This window comes from uncultured Tateyamaria sp. (assembly GCF_947503465.1).
GTDB lineage: Bacteria > Pseudomonadota > Alphaproteobacteria > Rhodobacterales > Rhodobacteraceae > Tateyamaria.
The window spans coordinates 1,470,984-1,488,096 of the sequence record NZ_CANNDN010000001.1; the positions used below are offsets into that span (position 1 = coordinate 1,470,984).

Below are 17,113 nucleotides of genomic sequence, written 5' to 3' on the forward strand. Positions count from 1 at the left end.
CCCAGCATGACGCTGGTGTGCGGCGAGGGCAACCGGAGGATGTGCCGCAGGCAAGCCCTTGCCCACCTTTTCGTTACAACGAATTGACCGTGACGTGACTTGGCATTGTGCGCATGAACCGTCATTTACAGACATATGAGACAGAGCGCCCTTTCCCTAGCCGCCGTGCTGGCGACCGTTGCTGCCGTGCCATCATTGGCGCAGGGTCAATTCGATGATGTTGTCCGCACCGAAGTGCTGCAAGGGTGGGACTTGCCCAATGGGCAGCGGTTGGCGGCGGTGCGCCTGGTTCTGGCGCCGGGTTGGAAAACCTATTGGCGTGCGCCGGGCGATGCGGGCATCCCGCCCCATTTCGACTGGTCCCGCGCCCGCAATGTCGGCGCTGTCAGCCTGACCTGGCCCACGCCGGACGTGCATCACCAGAACGGCATGCAATCCATCGGCTATACCGATCAGGTTGTGATCCCGATGCATCTGACCCCGGCCAAGCCGGGCAAGCCCATGCGCCTGCGCACCACCCTGTCCATGGGCGTGTGTGCGGATGTGTGCATTCCCCATCAGGTGTCCATTGACACGCTGTTGGACAGCCCGGACCTGACCCCGACCCCGGCCATCGTGGCCGCATTGTCCGATGTCCCCTATTCCGAAGCCGAGGCCCAGGTGCGCGCCGCCACCTGCCGCGTGCGCCCCACCGAACATGGCATGCAGATCGAGGCCCGTGTCACCCTGCCCCATACCGGCGGCACCGAGGTCGCCGTCATCGAGCCCGGCATTCCGGGTGTTTGGGTCAGCGAAGCCCGCACATCGCGCAGCGGTGACACTGTCGTGGCCGTCAGCGAGATGGTGCATGCCGATGGCGGTGCCTTTGCCATCGACCGGTCCGATGTCCGCATCACCATTCTGGGTGGCAACTATGCCGTGGATGTGCGCGGCTGCACCGCCGGTTAAGCCGCCCGCCAGCGCGCGATCTGGAACGTCAGTGCGCCGATCACATAAGCCGCAAGGCCCAATCCCATCACCCCGGCAGCAAAGAGCCCCAAGGCCACAGGCAGCGCCGCGCGATCCGCAATCACGGGCAGCGCATCCGTGAGCGTTGAAAGAACCGAGCCAGTCACCAGCGTGTAGCCCATCGTGGCCCCGAACCAGCCCAGAACAATCGCCCACAACGCCATGAACCCCCAACGCACGGGCGCGGCCGGTGCGCTCAGGCCCCGCCGCATCGCCCGGATCTGGCGCGCCACGTCGTGTTGCACCGCCACCAGCGCAGGCACCACCAGAAGCACCAGCACCATGCCAAAGCCAAGGCCGTATACCAGCGTGATGATCGTGGGTTTCAGGAATTGCGCCTGTTGCGACGTCTCGTACAGCAGCGGCGTCATGCCCAGCACCGTTGTGAGCGTTGTCAGCATGACCGGCCGCAGGCGATCCGCCGCGCCGTCGATGATCGAGGGGAACAGCCCGCGGTCCTTGGCATAGTCATCGATGGTCGTGACCAGCACGATGCTGTCGTTGATGATGATCCCTGTCATGCCCAGCAGCCCCACAACCGTGAACATGCTGAGCGGCACGTCCCACAGGTGGTGGCCGTAGATCGTGCCGACGAGGCCGAAAGGGATGATCGCCATTACCACGATGGGCCGTGTCCAGCTGGCAAAGACCCAAGCCAGCACAAGGTAGATACCGGTAAGACAGAGGATCAGGCCGGTGAGGCTGTCGTTCAGGAACTCGTTTTCCTGTTCGTTCAGGCCCGATTGCCGGTAGTCCACCTGCCGTTCGGCGGCGATGGTCGGCAGGATGTCCTCGGCCAGCGCGCGGTTGATTTCGGTGGCGCGCGCGGGGTCGTCTTCGGAGGTGTCGCCGGTGACCGAGATCAGGCGGATGCCGTTTTCGCGCCGGACAGTCGAGAACCCGGTGCGCCGGTCGACACTTACGATGTCGGCCAGCGGCACATAGGTGCCGTCGGGCGTGCGCATCTGTGTGCGGTCGAGGAAATCCGCGGTCAACTCGCCCTCGGGCAGTTCGACGCGGATTTCGGCGCTGCGGGGGCCATCGGGGAAGGTCGCCGCCTCGATCCCGTTCAGGCGGTCGCGCAGGGCGCGGCCCAACGTGTCGATGGTAAAGCCCAGCGCCTGGCCCTGTGCCGTAAGGTCGAGGATCAGCTCCTCCTTGTCGAAGGCGAGGTTGTCTTCGACCGCCGACACTTCGGGGTATTGCAGCAGCGCGCGCTTGAGGTCCTCGGACGCGGCCTTGAGCGTGTCAGTGTCGGCGCCGAAGAATTCGACATCCAGCGCGTCGCCCCCCGGACCGGACCGCCAGCCGCGGAAGCTGACCGTTTCGGCCAGCGGGTGGTGCACCACCACATCCTGCAACTCGGCCACAAAGGCAAAAGAGGAATAGGGGCGCAGGTCGGCGTCGATCAGTTCGATCGAGATGCCGCCCAAAAGATCAGTGTCCTTGCTGTCCGTCCCGGCAATGCCCCGGCCCGCGTTGCCGCCAATCTCGGCAATGACATAGTCGATGGGATTGCGGCCATAGCGGTCTTCGTACTGTGCGCCCAGCGCCTCGGTGGCGCGCTGCATTTCGCGCATCATGGCAAGGGTGTCGTCGCGGCTGGCCCCTTCGACCATGGCAAAGTTGCCCGTGACCGATCCGCGTTCGGGCGCGTTGAAGAAGCGCCATTGCACGTCCCCCTGGATGAACAGGGCAAGCTGGCTGGCCAGCACCACGCAGACACCGGCCAGCACCACATAGCGGGCGGCGATCACGCCCGCCATCATGGGACGGAACAGCCGCTCGCGCATCCACTCGAAACCCGCATTGACGATGACAGAGGGCGTATCGAGACCCTTGGCCCCCATGGACGCGACCCAACGCGTCTTGAGCCGACGTGGCGACAGCAGGAACACGGCGGCCATGATGGTGGGGCCCGCCAGCAGGTAGGGCCAGATATCCGCAAGCCCCGCAATGCGGTCGGACCAGATGACATAGCCCACCGCCCCGGACACCACGGCGGACAGGACGGCGACGCTGGCAAGGGCCACCGCCAGCTTGACGCGGGAAAAGCGCGGCTTGTCCGAAGCGGCCAGCGCGTGGCCCATGTGGTGTGGCAGGATCAGGAAGCATTCAATCAGCGAGGCGATCAGCACGGCGATGACTGTGAAGGGAATGTCGCGGATCAGGTCGCCGAACCGGCCCCCGATCGCAACAAGGCCGAAAAACGCGATGACCGTGGTCAGCGTGGCGGCAAAGACCGGCATCGCCATACGCCGGGCGGCATTCTCGGCCGCCACAAGGGGCGCTTCGCCCCAGGCGCGGTGCCGATGATCGGCGTGTTCGCCCACGACAATGGCATCGTCCACGACAATGCCCAGCGTGATGATCAGGCCAAAGAGGGACACCATGTTGATGGTCAGCCCGCCCAGATACATCAGCGCGATGGCCGCCAGCAGCGCAACCGGGATACCGGCAGCCACCCAAAAGGCCGTGCGGGCGTTGAGGAACAGGAACAGCAGCGCAATCACAAGGCCAAGACCCACAATCGCGTTGTCGACCAGAATGTTGAGACGCGCCGATATCGCCTCGGCCCGTGTCCGGATCAACTCGACCGTGACAGAGGGGGGCAGCGTCGCCTGCAGTTCGGCCGCCACTTCGGCCACCTGCCCCTGCATCTCGATCGCATCACCGTTGTTGGACCGGTCCACACGGATTGAAACCGCCGGATCGTCGCCCACGAAATAGCTGCGTTCACGGGCAGAGCCGAGTTGCGTGACCGTCGCCACGTCACGCACCAGCAATTTGGAACCGTCCGTATTCGAGCGCAGTACGATATCCGCGATCTCTTCGGGTGTGCGTTTCTGGGTGCCGGTGCGCACGCGGGCATTGGCCCCGGTCACATCGCCTGCGGGATCGGTATCGACCTCGGCGTTTATGGCCTGTGCGATCTCGGACATCGTGACCTCGTGCGCGATCAGCGACAGCGACGGCACTTCGACCAGCACCTGCGGGGCTGCGACGCCACGGATGGTGGTGCGCGTGATCCCTTTGGCAAAGAGGCGCACAACGAATTCGTCGGCAAACAGGCCCAGTTGCTGCGGATCGACCGGACCGGTGATGACCACATCGGTCACCCGGTCGCGCCACGCGCCCCGGCGCACGGTGGGTTCGTCCGCTTCCTCGGGCAGCGTGGTGACGGAATCGACGGCCGTTTGCACGTCGTCGGCGGCGCGACCCATGTCCCAGTTTGGTTCAAATTCCAGCGTGATTGTCGCTGATCCCTCGCGCGACCGGGACGACGTGCTTTCCACCCCCTCGACCGCCAGAAGCCCCGGTTCCAGCACCTGTACGATGCCCGCATCCACATCTTCGGCCCCCGCACCGTCCCATGTCACGCTGACGGTCACATTGTCGATGATCACGTCGGGAAAAAACTGTGCCCGCATGTTGGGCACGGCGGCCACACCGGCCACCAGCATGACGAGGAGCAGCAGATTGGCGACCGTGCGGTGGCGCACGAAGTAGCTGAGAATGCCGCCCGCGGCCTTGGGGATACCGCGCGCCATCTATCCGCCCATCCGGCTTTCCAGCCGGGCGACCATGCGTGCGGGCACCCGTGCCTCGGCCAGCCGGGCCAGCACACGTTCCTTGGCGTCGGCCGGCATGCGCTGGTTCGCCTCGACAAAGGCGACAAGGCGGGCGCGGCGTTCGTCGGTCAATTCGACCATCTCGGGCTCTGCCGGGGCGGTGTCGGCCTCTTGTGGGCGCAAGGGACGGACAGAGATGCCTGCGCCCAGAAGGGGCGAGCGTGCCTCGACCACGTCGCGGCCGAGAATGTCGGCGCTGCGCACCAGCACATCATCGCCCTGACGGCGCAACACGGTGACGGGGACGGACGCGAGGCGGTTGTCGTCTTCGAGCACCAGCACCGTGTCGTTCGCGTCAATGGCGGAGGCCGGCAAGCGCACCACGTTGTCGAGCGGTGGTTCGGACACGACCACGGTCACGAAATCGCCCGGCTTGAACCCGACGGCGCTGCCCAGCCGGGCAAAGACAAGCCGCCCGGTCTGCATGTCGCCGCCGCCCGCGCTGGCGCGGTTGACGGTGCCGGTTGCCGTCATATCAATGCCAACAACGTCCAGAATTGCGGTGACTGGCGCGTCGATCACGGACCCCGATGAGTCCAGAAGGCGCGAGAATTGCGCGGTTGAGACACGAAACGCCACTTCGAGCGCCCTGGGATCGATCAGGGTTGCAAGCTGTTCATTTGCCGATACGAGACGGCCCGCCACGAGATCGGTGTCGGTCAACGTGCCATCAAAGGGAGCGATGACCGTGGTGTCGTTCAGCGTGCGTTGCGCCTCGTCCAGGGCGATGCGGGCGCGGGCCAGACGGGTCTGGGCCTGATCGATGCGGGCTTCGGCCGTTGTGACGGCCTGACGGCGCGAAAGTGCGGCCTGACGCGCCGACGCGGCGGCCAGTTCCGCCTCTTCCACCGCTGCGGCGGTGCCCACGCCACGGGCGGCCAGATCTTTTTGACGGCGGAAAGCACGCATCCGCAGGTCGGTCTGGTCCTGCGCGGCCTGTTCTTCGTCACGCGCCAGAACAAGCGCCCGGTCCGCGTCGCGCACTTCGGCCTCGGCATCCATCATGTCGGCCTCGGCGCGGGCCAGCGCCGCCTTGGCGTTGGCCGGATCGATGCGCACCAGCACCTGGCCCGCGGTGACGTCGCCGCCGTCTTCGAACCCGTCGGCCAATTCGATCACGCGGCCCGATACGGCGGCGCGCAATTCCAGTGTGCGACGGCTTTGAACCTCTCCAAACGCTTCGAGCACCGGTGTTTCGGTGCCCGGTTGCGCCTGCACCACACCAACGGCAAAGACCCGTTCGCGCGCGGGCGGGGCGTTGGTTTCCTGCGCCAGCCTGTCCTGGACGGCACCGCCCACGATGGACCCGGCATAGGCAAGCAAGCCGAGGCTGAGTGCAGCCAGCACCAGTCCGATCAGGCTCTGCCTCAAAAATCTCATTCTTTCACGCCCTTAGTCGCCGCGACCGGCATCGTATCACAATTTAGGTGCGCCCGGAAAATGTCCAAGCAACATTACTGTTACGTATGTCCGCACTATTTCCGTCGCTGGTGTTCATCCAGGCGCGGCAGAATTTCCACAAAGTTGCAGGGCCGGTGCCGGTAGTCGAGTTGCCGACCGAGGATTTCGTCCCACGCGTCCTTGCATGCGCCGGGGCTGCCGGGCAGCGCAAATAGGTACGTGCCGTTGCGGACTCCGCCGGTGGCACGGCTTTGCACCGCGGATGTGCCGATCTTTTGCATGGACACGATGGTAAAGACGGTGCCGAAGGCGTCGATTTCCTTTTCGTAAACATCACGATGCGCTTCGACGGTCACATCGCGTCCGGTCAGGCCCGTGCCGCCGGTCGAAATCACGACATCGATCTGGGGATCATCGCACCAGGCGCGCAACTGTTCCGCGATCTGGTGGCGTTCGTCGGGCAGGATCTTTCGATCGGCCAGCATGTGACCAGCCTCTGTCAGCCGCCCGACCAGCACGTCGCCCGAGCGGTCCTGATCCAGGTCGCGGGTGTCGCTGACCGTCAGCACGGCGATGCGGATCGCAATGAAATCAAGGCTGTCGTCGATACGGCTCATGTACGCTCCAATATGGCAAGGCGGGCGGCGAGGGCGGCAAAGACGCTGGCCGAGATGTAGTCGAGCACGCGGCTGCCCTGGGCAAGGCGCTGGCCCACACCGCCTGCGAACACGCCAACTGCGCCGTTGATGATGAACCCGCCCAGGGCCAGCAACGCACCGAAGATCAGGAATTGCCCAAGAACCGCCCCCGCGTCCGGGTCGACGAATTGCGGCACGAAGGCCAGCACGAACAGGATCACCTTGGGGTTTGTCAGGTTGACCATCAGCCCCGCCCGGAAAGCACGGCCCGGTACCGCGGGCCCGACACCCGCATGCGACCGGCTGCGCAGGGTCTGAAGGGCCAGCCACAGCAGGTAGCCAACGCCGACCCAACGGATCACCTCGAACGCCACCGGCACTGCGGCAACAAGCGCGCCCAGGCCCAAACCGGCCAGCAACGTATGGATGAATGCGCCCAGCGAAATCCCGGCACTCGCCGCCAACGCGGCCCGTGGGCCGGCACGCGCCCCCTGCCCCAGACAGAACATCATGTCGGCCCCCGGCGTCAGGTTCAACGCCAGCCCGGCAGGGACAAAGGCCAGCAGCAGGACAGGATCAACCATCGCGCAACCGCGCCTGCAGGCTGAGCAGATCAGCCCAGGCCTCGCGCTTTGCCGCCGGGTTGCGCAAGAGATATGCCGGGTGGAACATGGGCAGCGCCGGTTTGCCCTGCGCTTCGGTCCAGTCGCCGCGCAGACGCGTGATGCCGCGCTTGCCCAGAAGCGCCTGGCACGAATGGTTGCCCGCGATCACCAGCACATCGGGGTTGGCCAGCTCGATATGACGATTGAGGAAAGGTTGCATCATCGCGACTTCCTCGGGCTTGGGATCGCGGTTTTGGGGCGGGCGCCACGGCAGGACATTGGTGATGTAGACGCTGTCGTGGCGGCGCAAGTTGATGGCGGCAAGCATCTTGTCCAGAAGCTGACCCGCGCGCCCGACAAAGGGTTTGCCCTGCATATCCTCGTCCCGACCGGGTGCTTCGCCCACGATCATCACGCGGGCCCCGGGCTGACCGTCGGAAAACACAAGGTTGCGCGCACCTCGCTTCAACTCGCAATGATCAAACGCCGCAAGGGCGGCCCGCAGGCCATCAAGGTCCTGCGCCGCCGCCGCCGCGTCCCGCGCGACGGCAACAGGGTCGGGACCGGCAGGCATGGCGGTGGCCGGTGCCACAGCCTGCGGCGTATCCGGGGTCTTTGGCCTCGCGGCCCTGGGGGCGGATGCAGGCACGGCATAGCGGTTCACCGGTGCATCGGCGATGCACTCGTCCGCGCCCAGCTCGATCTGCCAGGCAAGGGCCGCAAGGGCGCTGTGATACTCTGCCGATTCCATGGCGCGATCCTACGCCCGGCAGCCGGGAACCGGAATGCCCATTCATTGTTCCTCAAATATGCAAATCCAACCGCTTGCCGCCCCGCCCCGCCGCCGCCTATAAGCGCCCGAGCACGCCAAGGGATGCCCATGACCTTTACCCACCGCCACCTTCTGGGGATCGAACACCTGCGCCCCGAAGAAATCGTGACCCTTCTGGACCTGGCCGAAGACTATGTCGACCTGAACCGCGCCGCCGACAAGCACCGCGACGCCCTGGCCGGTCTGACCCAGATCAACATGTTCTTTGAAAACTCCACCCGCACGCAGGCCAGTTTCGAACTGGCGGGCAAGCGGCTGGGCGCGGATGTGATGAACATGGCGATGCAGGCCTCGTCCATCACCAAGGGCGAGACGCTGATCGACACGGCCATGACGCTGAACGCGATGCATCCCGACCTGCTGGTGGTGCGCCACCCGCATTCCGGGGCCGTGGACCTGCTGGCGCAAAAGGTGAACTGCGCCGTCCTGAACGCCGGTGACGGGCGGCACGAGCACCCCACCCAGGCCCTGCTGGATGCGCTGACCATCCGGCGGGCAAAGGGGCGGCTGCACCGGTTGAACATCGCCATCTGCGGTGACATCGCCCATTCCCGCGTGGCGCGGTCGAACATCATCCTTCTGGGCAAGATGGAAAACCGCATCCGCCTGATCGGCCCGCCGACCCTGATGCCCACGGGCATTTCCGAGTTTGGCGTCGAGGTTCATGACGACATGGCGAAGGGGCTGGAGGATGTGGACGTGGTGATGATGCTGCGCCTGCAACGCGAACGCATGGATGGGGGTTTCATCCCGTCGGAACGCGAATATTACCACCGGTTTGGCCTGGACGGTGACAAGCTGGCCCATGCCAAGCCCGACGCCATCGTCATGCACCCCGGCCCCATGAACCGCGGGGTCGAGATTGACGGCACGCTGGCCGACGACATCAACCGAAGCGTCATTCAGGATCAGGTCGAAATGGGCGTGGCCGTCCGCATGGCGGCCATGGACCTTTTGGCCCGAAACCTGCGCAATGTGCGGGGGGCGGCATGACCGACGCACTGCACGTGCCCCGCAACGAACGCGGCGTGATCCGGGTCTTTGCCCTGTCGATGACGGATGACGAGGCGCGCCAGGTCAAGGACGATCCGGAGCTGATCGCCGCGGCCCTCGGTGCGCCCGTGAACACGGACCAGATCGAAGTGTTTCCGGTGTCCGACCTGGAAGGCATCGGGCTGGTTGGCTATCTGCTGGAAGGCAATGCGGTGCCCATGGACCAGCTGGCACCCGACCGCGGCAAGCTGGACAAGCTGGGCGGGTGGGTCATGATCGTGTTTTCACTGGCCTTCGAGGACCGCGAAACCGTGCTTGACCCTGCGTCGTCGCTGACCCTGATCGGGACCTACGGCGAGGGGCGCACAGATTGGCGCGCAACCGAAACCGTGGACGCAGACAGCGCGCAACCCTATTCCGCGCCGACGGAAACGGTGCGGAAGAAGCCATCGGATGCAGCCATGTCCGGCCGGATCGCGATGATTGCACTGCTTATTCTGGGCCTACTGACCTGGGCAATGATTTGGATTGGTGGATGACAGATCTTCTCTTGACCAACGCCAAGCTGCTGGACCCCGAAGGCACCGTGACCACCGGTGCCCTTGGGGTGACGGATGGTCGGATCAGCGCCGTGATTACCGATGGCAGCCCCCTGCCAGAAGCCGGCGCCGTCATTGAGTGCGACCGCAAGCATCTTGCCCCGGGGATCATCGATATCGGCGTCAAGGTCTGCGAGCCGGGCGAGCGGCACAAGGAAAGCTTTGGTTCCGCAGGCCTTGCCGCCGCTGCGGGGGGCGTCACCACCATGGTCACCCGCCCCGATACGGACCCCGCCATCGACAATCCCGAAACGCTTGAATTCGTCATCCGACGCGCGCGCGAGGCCGCGCCCGTCAACGTGCTGCCTATGGCCGCCTTGACCAAGGGGCGGCAGGGGCGCGAGATGACCGAGATCGGGTTTCTGCTGGACGCCGGTGCCGTTGCCTTTACCGATTGCGACCATGTCGTCACGGACAGCAAGGTCTTTGCCCGCGCGCTCACCTATGCCCGGTCGCTCGGGGCGCTGGTTCTGGGCCACCCGCAAGAGCCGGGGCTGAGCGCGGGGGCGGCAGCCACAAGCGGTAAGTTTGCCTCGCTGCGCGGCCTTCCGGCGGTGTCGCCCATGGCCGAACGCATGGGGCTCGACCGCGACATCGCCATGGTCGAGATGACCGGCGCGCGCTATCACGCCGACCAGGTCACGGCCGCCCGCGCGCTGCCCCCGCTGGCGCGGGCCAAGGCCAACGGGTTCGACATCACGGCAGGCACCTCGATCCACCACCTGACGCTGAATGCGCTCGATGTGGCCGACTACCGCACCTTCTTCAAGATCAAGCCGCCGTTGCGCGACGAAGAGGACCGGGTCGCGATGGCCGAGGCCGTGCAGACTGGCCTGATCGACATCATCAGTTCCATGCACACGCCGCAGGACGAGGAAAGCAAGCGCCTGCCGTTCGAGGCGGCCGCCTCGGGCGCGGTCGCGCTGGAAACGCTGCTGCCCGCCGCGATGCGCCTGTTTCACGCCGACCAGATTGATCTGCCCACGCTGTGGCGTGCGATGTCGCTGAACCCAGCCAGGCGCTTGGGCCTTGATGCCGGGCGTCTGGCCGTCGGTGCGCCTGCCGACCTGGTGCTGTTCGATCCGCACGCCCCGTTTGTGATGGATCGTGCCACACTGCACTCCAAATCGCGCAACACCCCGTTTGACGGGGCGCGGATGCAGGGTAAGGTCCTGCAAACCTTTGTCGCTGGCCGTTCCGTTTACAAGAAACCCTGATGCCCCTGATCGAAAGCACCATTGCCGCGCTCGCCCTGTGGGCCGTGATTGGCTATGCCCTTGGCTCCATCCCCTTCGGGATGGTTCTGGCCCGCATAATGGGCCTGGGCAACCTGCGAGAGATCGGGTCGGGCAATATCGGCGCCACCAACGTGCTGCGGACCGGCAACAAGACGGCGGCGGCGCTGACGTTGCTGCTGGACGCGGGCAAGGGCGCGGCGGCCTTGCTGCTGGCGCGGCTGGTCACCGGGCACGAGGATGCAGCCCAGGTTGCGGGCCTTGCCGCAATGCTGGGCCACTGCTTTCCCATCTGGCTCGGGTTCAAGGGCGGCAAGGGCGTCGCGACCTTTCTTGGACTGCTGATTGCCCTCCATTGGCCGGTCGGGCTTGGGGCCTGCGTGGCATGGCTTGTCGGGGCCGCATTGTCGCGGATCTCGTCCATGGGCGCGCTGGTTGCGGCGGCCGCCTCGACCTTCCTGATGGTGTTTCTGGGCTATCCGGACGGGCTGTTCCTGGGCGTGATCCTGACCTTGCTGATCTTTGTCCGTCACCGCGAGAACATCCGCCGCATCAAGGCGGGCACCGAGCCGAAGATCGGCAAGAAAACCGCATGACACCGTTCGCGCAGGCCCTCGCGGCCCTGCCGGACGGCACGTTCTATGGCACAGCACATGGTCGCCGCTATGTGGCGACAAAATCCAGCTTTGCAAACGGCAAGTCCACGAAGCTGGTGGCCGAGGAACTGGGCGGCCCGGACTATATCAGCCTGAACTGGTATACGCTCGAAACAGGCGGTCGGCTGAAACCCTGCGAAATGCCCGAGGCCAAGGTGCGCGCCTTTGTGGACGCGCTGGTGCCGGACGCCTAAGCTGCCCACATGACAGACATCAACCTGCCCCTGATCCTGCTGGCCGCGCTTCTGGCAGGCGCCAGCCCCGGCCCCGCGACACTGACAATTGCGGGCACATCCATGTCCTCGGGCCGTCGCGCCGGTCTGGCCGTCGCATCCGGTGTCACGACCGGGTCGTTCATGTGGTCGGTCTCTGCCGCGTTCGGGCTTGGCGCGATCATGCTGGCCAATGCCTGGCTGTTCGAGCTCGTGCGCTACGCCGGGGCGGCCTACTTGGGGTGGCTGGCGTTGAAATCCGCACGTTCCGCATGGTTGGGTGCAGCACTGACAGTGCCGCCTGTGGCGTCGCGGTCCAACCGGGGCCACTATGCCAAGGGACTGGCGCTGCACCTCACCAACCCCAAGGCCATCCTGTTTTTCGGCGCGCTCTATTCCGTGGGTGTGCCCCCCGGCACGCCCGTGACGGCCCTTGCCACGGTGATCCTTGCGGTGGGCACCCTCAGCTTTGCGGTGTTCCACGGCTACGCGTTAATCTTTTCCTCAGCGCCCATGACCCGTGCCTACACAAAGGCCAAACGTGGGTTCGAGGCGGTCTTTGCCATCTTCTTTGGCGCAGCGGCCTGGCGCATCCTGACGGCGCGGCTGGCATAGCGACCCAAGGTGCGCATTCCCTGCGCACCGTCTGTTATCAATAGGAATAATCCGCAAAGACGCGGCTGATATCCCCGCCCCAATCGCCATGATAGCGATCCAGCAACTCGTCCGCGGGCGCCTTGCCCGTCTCGACGCTTTCCTGAAGCGCATTCAGAAAATGGGTTTCGTCCGGGATCAATCCACCGGCGCCGGGCCGGGCGCGGGCGGCCAGCCCCGCGCGCGAGATCGCAACCGCCTCGCGCGCCAGATCATGCATTTTTACGCCGTTCACCTCGGCCTGCAGCCCATCAACCGACGCAGCAACGCGCAACCCCTCGCGCGTTTCTGCGTCCAGATCCCTGACCAGGTCCCAGGCTGCATCCAATGCCGTCTGATCATAGGTCAGCCCGACCCAGAACGCGGGCAACGCGCACAGGCGCCGCCACGGCCCGCCGTCGGCGCCACGCATTTCGATGAATTTCTTGACGCGGGCCTCGGGAAAGGCAGTGGTCAGGTGATCCGCCCAATCGCTGAGGGTCGGGGTTTCACCCGGCAGCGCAGGCAGCCTGCCTTGCAGAAAGTCGCGAAAGGATTGGCCCAGCGCATCCACGTATTTGCCATCGCGGTAAACAAAATACATCGGCACATCGAGCGCGTATTGGACCCACCGTTCAAAACCGAACCCGTCCTCGAACACAAAGGGGATCATCCCGGTGCGATCCGGGTCCAGATCGCGCCACACCCGGCTGCGCCAGGATTTGTGACCGTTCAGCTTGTTTTCAAAGAAGGGCGAATTGGCAAACAGCGCTACGGCCACAGGTTGAAGCGCAATCGCCACGCGCATCTTCTGGACCATGTCGGCTTCGGTCGCGAAATCGAGGTTCACCTGCACCGTACACGTGCGGCGCATCATCACACGGCCCATGGTGCCGACCTTGCCCATATAGGCATCCATCAGCGTGTAGCGCCCCTTGGGCATGAGGGGCATTTCCTCATGCGACCAAGTCGGGGCTGCCCCAAGACCGATAAAGCCGACGCCGATCTCGTTCGCGATGTCCATGACCTCGCGCAGGTGGCTGTTCACCTCGTCGCAGGTCTCGTGAATGGTCTCAAGCGGCGCACCGGACAGTTCCAGCGCGCCACCGGGTTCCAGCGAAACATTCGCGCCGTCCTTTTCCAGCCCGATCAGTTTGCCGCCTTCGCGAATCTCGGCCCAGGCATGCCGGTCGCGCAGGGCACTCAGCACCGCCTCGATGGACCGTGCACCTGCGTAGGGCAAAGGTTTCAGGGTGTCGCGGCAATAGCCGAACTTCTCGTGTTCGGTGCCGATGCGCCACTGGTCCTTGGGCTTGCAGCCATCCGCCAGGTACTGGGCCAGTTGGTCGTGATGTTCAATCGGTCCGCCGCCGGATTGAGGGATGGACATTGGGGGCGCTCCGATTTGCGTCTGCTTACGAGGTATTAGGGATGGGGCGAATTGGCGGGGGTGTCAATGTGCGGAACCCGTGCACATGGTCACGGTGGTGTGCGCATTTATGCGCGGCCCTGCGGTTCCATTTGCGCCAGCGACGGCGCGCTGCGCTCCCAGATCAACACAGGTGCCCCGGCGTCCGCACGCAGTTTCGCAAGCATCCGCTCGGTCTTGAGCCCCGGAAGGGCCGCAAACGCATCAAAGAGCGCGTCCGCCCCATCGGCATCGACCGGGATCAACAGCGGCGGATGGTCCGGCTGGTCCAGCCGCCAATGCGCCGGTTTCTGCCCGCCATCCAGGGTCAGCCGCTGCACTTCGCGCAGGGAAACGGACCCGCCCGTCAGCGGCCCGAAATAGATGACTTCGCCCTCGACCACCTGCACGGTTCCAAGGCCCCCGCCCGCCCCGCGAAACCGCCCGCGCTGAAGACCCACCATGATCAGGGCACCCGCCCCCACCAGCATGACCGGCGCGACATAGCCCAGCACACCGCGGGCCTGCGCCAGCAGCCACAGCGCCAGAACGGCAAGGGCTGCGCCCGCCAGCACCTCGCGCCAGCGCCACAGCGCGGCTTTGGCTTCAGGTCGGAAAAACATCAGTGCGCTCCCCTGATTTCGACGGGCGCACCAAACAGAGCGACCCGATAGGTGCCAATGCGCCTGAACCCGATGCTTTCATAGGCCCGCGCGGCAGGGGCCGATGCGGCACACAGGATCGCACGTGTGATACCCCGGGCGCGGGCTTCGGACAGATGCGCCGCGACGACGCGGCGGCCATAGCCGCGATTGCGCAAGGGACGCGGGACAAAGACGCCACCCACCTGCACGACATCCGCCACCTCGGCATTGAAATCCGTCATCGCAACCGGTGCATTTTCGGAGAGGAGAAGGCGGCACGTCTGCCTTTCGATCGCCCGCTGCGCACGGGCGCGGGCATCGCAGCGCATGGCGTCTTCGCTGTCGCCGAAATCCGTGTCTTGCAGATAGGCATAAAACCATGCCTCCAACATCGACCGATCGGCGGCGTTCGGGGGCCGCAGTGAGGCAAAAGGGCCTTTCAGCCGCTCCAGATCCATGTCGTATAGCGGCTCGGGCGTGTCGTCCCACATCCGGGTGTCCGCCAGTCCAAACTCGCGCAGCACATGGGCAACCTGCTTGCTGACGCCCGTCATGCCCCGCACGGTCCGCCCGCGCCAGGCCGCGATTGCCTCGGACAGGTTCCGTGGCGGGTTCGGCAGTTGCGCCAGCAGATAGCCCCCGTTGGTCAGGCCCAGAACGCCACACACCTGACGGTCCTTTTCGATCATGAACATTTCGGTCGCATGGGCGGCGTCAGAAGCCACAAGGCCGTGCGCAGCCAGGTTTGAACGCAAGAACATCGACGTTGCGGGATGCGTGGCCAAAAACGCCTCGATCCGCTGGGCATCGTCAGGCCGCGCCCGTCGTAGGGCACAGGTGTCCTGCACCGTCATGCCCAATCCCCCAAGCGCTGCTGCCAGACGGTCAGGGCGGCCACCGCCGCCGTGTCGGCGCGCAGGATACGTGGCCCAAGCTGCACGGCGTGGGCGCGCTCCGTCCGGTGCAATTGGGCCCGTTCCTTGTCCGAAAACCCGCCCTCCGGCCCGATCAGAATGGCCCACGGACCGGGGATGTCAGGCAAGGCAAAGCTGTCCTCCGCCCCCGCCAGCGCCTCGTCGCAGAACATCAGATGCCTGTCGCCCAGCTGCGCCAGGGCACGATCCAACCTCTGCAGGTCTGCCACCTCGGGCACATAGGTACCGCCGCATTGCTCTGCCGCCTCGATGGCGTGTGCCTGAAGGCGGTCCCGCTGGATGCGACCGGCATTGGTGAAAGCCGTCTGGACCGGCACGATGCGCCGCGCGCCCATTTCGGCCGCCTTTTCCACGATGAAATCCGTGCGCGCCTTCTTGATCGGCGCAAACAACAGCCACAGGTCCGGCGGGATGTGCAGGGGCCGGGTCTGTGTGGCGCACACCAGCGTGCCACCACGCTTGCCCGCCTCGACCACGTCGGCCCGCCATTCACCGCCCGTCCCGTTGAACAACAGCACCGCACCACCCACGCCCAGCCGCATCACGCCAAAGAGATAATGCGCCTGCTCCCGCGACAGCGGAACCGATTGCCCCTGCCCCAGCGGGTGCTCTACATACAGGCGTATCTTTGCGTCACTCATGAGCCCCTACATATGACCAAGCCTGCGCCTGCACCAGACGGACAAGTCGCCGATGCCGAAGATCACAATTGGGTTGATCGATACGCACCTGCCAGCGCGCGGCCCTATCTGCGTCTGAGCAGGCTCGACCGCCCGACACCCGTGCTCTTTCTGCTGCTGCCCTGCTGGTGGGGGCTGGCGCTTGCCGTGTTGCATGACCAGACCCCGCGCCTCGAAGATATATGGATCATCGTGGGCTGCGCCATGGGTGCGCTGCTGATGCGCGGTGCGGGCTGCACCTGGAACGACATCACCGACCGCAACTTCGACGGACAGGTCGAGCGTACCCGGTCGCGGCCGATCCCCGCCGGACATGTCAACGTGCGAGGGGCCGTTGTCTGGATGTGCCTGCAGGCGGTGATCGCCTTCGGCATCCTGCTCACGTTCAACACCGCCGCGATCCTGCTGGGCATCCTCGCCCTGCTGCCGGTGGCGGTCTACCCGTTCGCCAAACGGTTCACCTGGTGGCCACAGGTGTTTCTGGGGCTGGCCTTCAACTGGGGGGCGCTGCTGGCGTGGACGGCCCATACCGGGGCGTTGGAGGCGCCCGCCGTCGTGCTCTACTGTGCCGGGATTGCGTGGACGCTCTTCTACGACACGATCTATGCGCATCAGGACACCGAAGATGATGCACTGATCGGGGTGAAATCGACGGCGCGCCTGTTCGGGGACCAAACCCCGCAATGGCTGCGCCGCTTCCTGATGGCGACCGTGGGCCTGATGGGGATCGCCGTGGTCAGCGCGGCCATTGACGAGGCCAATGTCCTGGCGATGGTCCTGGCCCTTGGCGGACCGTGGGCGATGGGCTGGCACATGGCCTGGCAATTGCGCGGCCTCGACATCGAAGATCCGGCAAAGTGCCTGCAACTCTTTCGCGCCAACCGCGACACCGGCATGATTCCGCTGGTCTTTTTCTGCGCCGCACTTCTGGTATGATTGAACCCCTGCCCCTCTGGGCGTAGACCTGACCCCGTACCAGGGCCCAAGCAAAGGTTTGCCGAT

General features: G+C 65.3%; 17 protein-coding genes. 8 read left to right on the forward strand and 9 right to left on the reverse strand.

What is annotated here, in order from left to right; all coding sequences use genetic code 11:
- Positions 1 to 135 precede the first annotated feature (135 nt).
- Entirely contained in the window at positions 136 to 948 is an 813-nt protein-coding gene (locus Q0844_RS07530) for a protein-disulfide reductase DsbD domain-containing protein (RefSeq protein WP_299043475.1), read from the forward strand.
- On the opposite strand, the gene Q0844_RS07535 is transcribed toward Q0844_RS07530, so the two are convergent.
- The 5 genes from Q0844_RS07535 to Q0844_RS07555 form a co-directional block, all read right to left on the reverse strand.
- Positions 945 to 4,559 carry an efflux RND transporter permease subunit gene (locus tag Q0844_RS07535; protein WP_299043477.1) on the reverse strand — a complete coding sequence of 1,205 codons (3,615 nt, stop codon included), beginning with the start codon at positions 4,557 to 4,559 and terminating at the stop codon, positions 945 to 947. The genes Q0844_RS07530 and Q0844_RS07535 overlap by 4 nt on opposite strands.
- The gene (locus Q0844_RS07540) at positions 4,560 to 6,020 is read right to left on the reverse strand and encodes an HlyD family efflux transporter periplasmic adaptor subunit (RefSeq protein WP_299043479.1); all 1,461 of its coding nucleotides are present in this window, start codon (positions 6,018 to 6,020) and stop codon (positions 4,560 to 4,562) included.
- Positions 6,021 to 6,115: 95 nt separating this feature from the next.
- A complete protein-coding gene (gene moaB, locus Q0844_RS07545) occupies positions 6,116 to 6,658 on the reverse strand; it encodes a molybdenum cofactor biosynthesis protein B (RefSeq protein ID WP_299043481.1) in 543 nt (180 codons plus the stop codon).
- Complete coding sequence (locus Q0844_RS07550) at positions 6,655 to 7,263, reverse strand: LysE family translocator (RefSeq protein ID WP_299043483.1); 609 nt, start codon at positions 7,261 to 7,263, stop codon at positions 6,655 to 6,657. The genes moaB and Q0844_RS07550 overlap by 4 nt, the downstream gene beginning before the upstream one ends.
- On the reverse strand, positions 7,256 to 8,035 hold the full coding sequence (locus tag Q0844_RS07555; RefSeq protein WP_299043484.1) for a uracil-DNA glycosylase: 780 nt from the start codon (positions 8,033 to 8,035) through the stop codon (positions 7,256 to 7,258). Before Q0844_RS07555 ends, Q0844_RS07550 begins: the two co-directional genes overlap by 8 nt.
- A 129-nt stretch (positions 8,036 to 8,164) precedes the next feature.
- On the opposite strand from Q0844_RS07555, the gene Q0844_RS07560 reads away from it, so the two are divergent.
- From Q0844_RS07560 to Q0844_RS07585, 6 genes are read left to right on the forward strand one after another with little or no spacing between them, the layout of a single operon-like run.
- Entirely contained in the window at positions 8,165 to 9,109 is a 945-nt protein-coding gene (locus Q0844_RS07560) for an aspartate carbamoyltransferase catalytic subunit (RefSeq protein ID WP_299043485.1), read from the forward strand.
- Entirely contained in the window at positions 9,106 to 9,648 is a 543-nt protein-coding gene (locus tag Q0844_RS07565) for a hypothetical protein (RefSeq protein WP_299043487.1), read from the forward strand. The genes Q0844_RS07560 and Q0844_RS07565 overlap by 4 nt, the downstream gene beginning before the upstream one ends.
- Positions 9,645 to 10,925 carry a dihydroorotase gene (gene pyrC / locus Q0844_RS07570; protein ID WP_299043488.1) on the forward strand — a complete coding sequence of 427 codons (1,281 nt, stop codon included), beginning with the start codon at positions 9,645 to 9,647 and terminating at the stop codon, positions 10,923 to 10,925. The genes Q0844_RS07565 and pyrC overlap by 4 nt, the downstream gene beginning before the upstream one ends.
- Positions 10,925 to 11,539 (forward strand): glycerol-3-phosphate 1-O-acyltransferase PlsY, encoded by a 615-nt coding sequence (plsY, locus tag Q0844_RS07575; RefSeq protein WP_299043489.1) that lies wholly within the window; start codon positions 10,925 to 10,927, stop codon positions 11,537 to 11,539. The genes pyrC and plsY overlap by 1 nt, the downstream gene beginning before the upstream one ends.
- The gene (locus Q0844_RS07580) at positions 11,536 to 11,793 is read left to right on the forward strand and encodes a hypothetical protein (protein WP_299043491.1); all 258 of its coding nucleotides are present in this window, start codon (positions 11,536 to 11,538) and stop codon (positions 11,791 to 11,793) included. Before plsY ends, Q0844_RS07580 begins: the two co-directional genes overlap by 4 nt.
- A 9-nt stretch (positions 11,794 to 11,802) precedes the next feature.
- Complete coding sequence (locus Q0844_RS07585) at positions 11,803 to 12,426, forward strand: LysE family transporter (protein ID WP_299043492.1); 624 nt, start codon at positions 11,803 to 11,805, stop codon at positions 12,424 to 12,426.
- A 37-nt stretch (positions 12,427 to 12,463) separates the two neighbouring features.
- Here Q0844_RS07585 and Q0844_RS07590 read toward each other — a convergent pair whose 3' ends face one another.
- The 4 genes from Q0844_RS07590 to Q0844_RS07605 form a co-directional block, all read right to left on the reverse strand.
- A complete protein-coding gene (locus tag Q0844_RS07590) occupies positions 12,464 to 13,834 on the reverse strand; it encodes a glutamate--cysteine ligase (protein WP_299043494.1) in 1,371 nt (456 codons plus the stop codon).
- A 107-nt stretch (positions 13,835 to 13,941) separates the two neighbouring features.
- Complete coding sequence (locus Q0844_RS07595) at positions 13,942 to 14,475, reverse strand: hypothetical protein (protein ID WP_366522985.1); 534 nt, start codon at positions 14,473 to 14,475, stop codon at positions 13,942 to 13,944.
- Positions 14,475 to 15,350 carry a GNAT family N-acetyltransferase gene (locus Q0844_RS07600; protein WP_299043496.1) on the reverse strand — a complete coding sequence of 292 codons (876 nt, stop codon included), beginning with the start codon at positions 15,348 to 15,350 and terminating at the stop codon, positions 14,475 to 14,477. Before Q0844_RS07600 ends, Q0844_RS07595 begins: the two co-directional genes overlap by 1 nt.
- On the reverse strand, positions 15,347 to 16,072 hold the full coding sequence (locus Q0844_RS07605; protein WP_299043497.1) for a 16S rRNA (uracil(1498)-N(3))-methyltransferase: 726 nt from the start codon (positions 16,070 to 16,072) through the stop codon (positions 15,347 to 15,349). The genes Q0844_RS07600 and Q0844_RS07605 overlap by 4 nt, the downstream gene beginning before the upstream one ends.
- A gap of 12 nt (positions 16,073 to 16,084) precedes the next feature.
- Here Q0844_RS07605 and ubiA point away from each other — a divergent pair, with 12 nt between their 5' ends.
- On the forward strand, positions 16,085 to 17,047 hold the full coding sequence (gene ubiA, locus Q0844_RS07610; RefSeq protein WP_299043500.1) for a 4-hydroxybenzoate octaprenyltransferase: 963 nt from the start codon (positions 16,085 to 16,087) through the stop codon (positions 17,045 to 17,047).
- Positions 17,048 to 17,113: the final 66 nt, after the last annotated feature.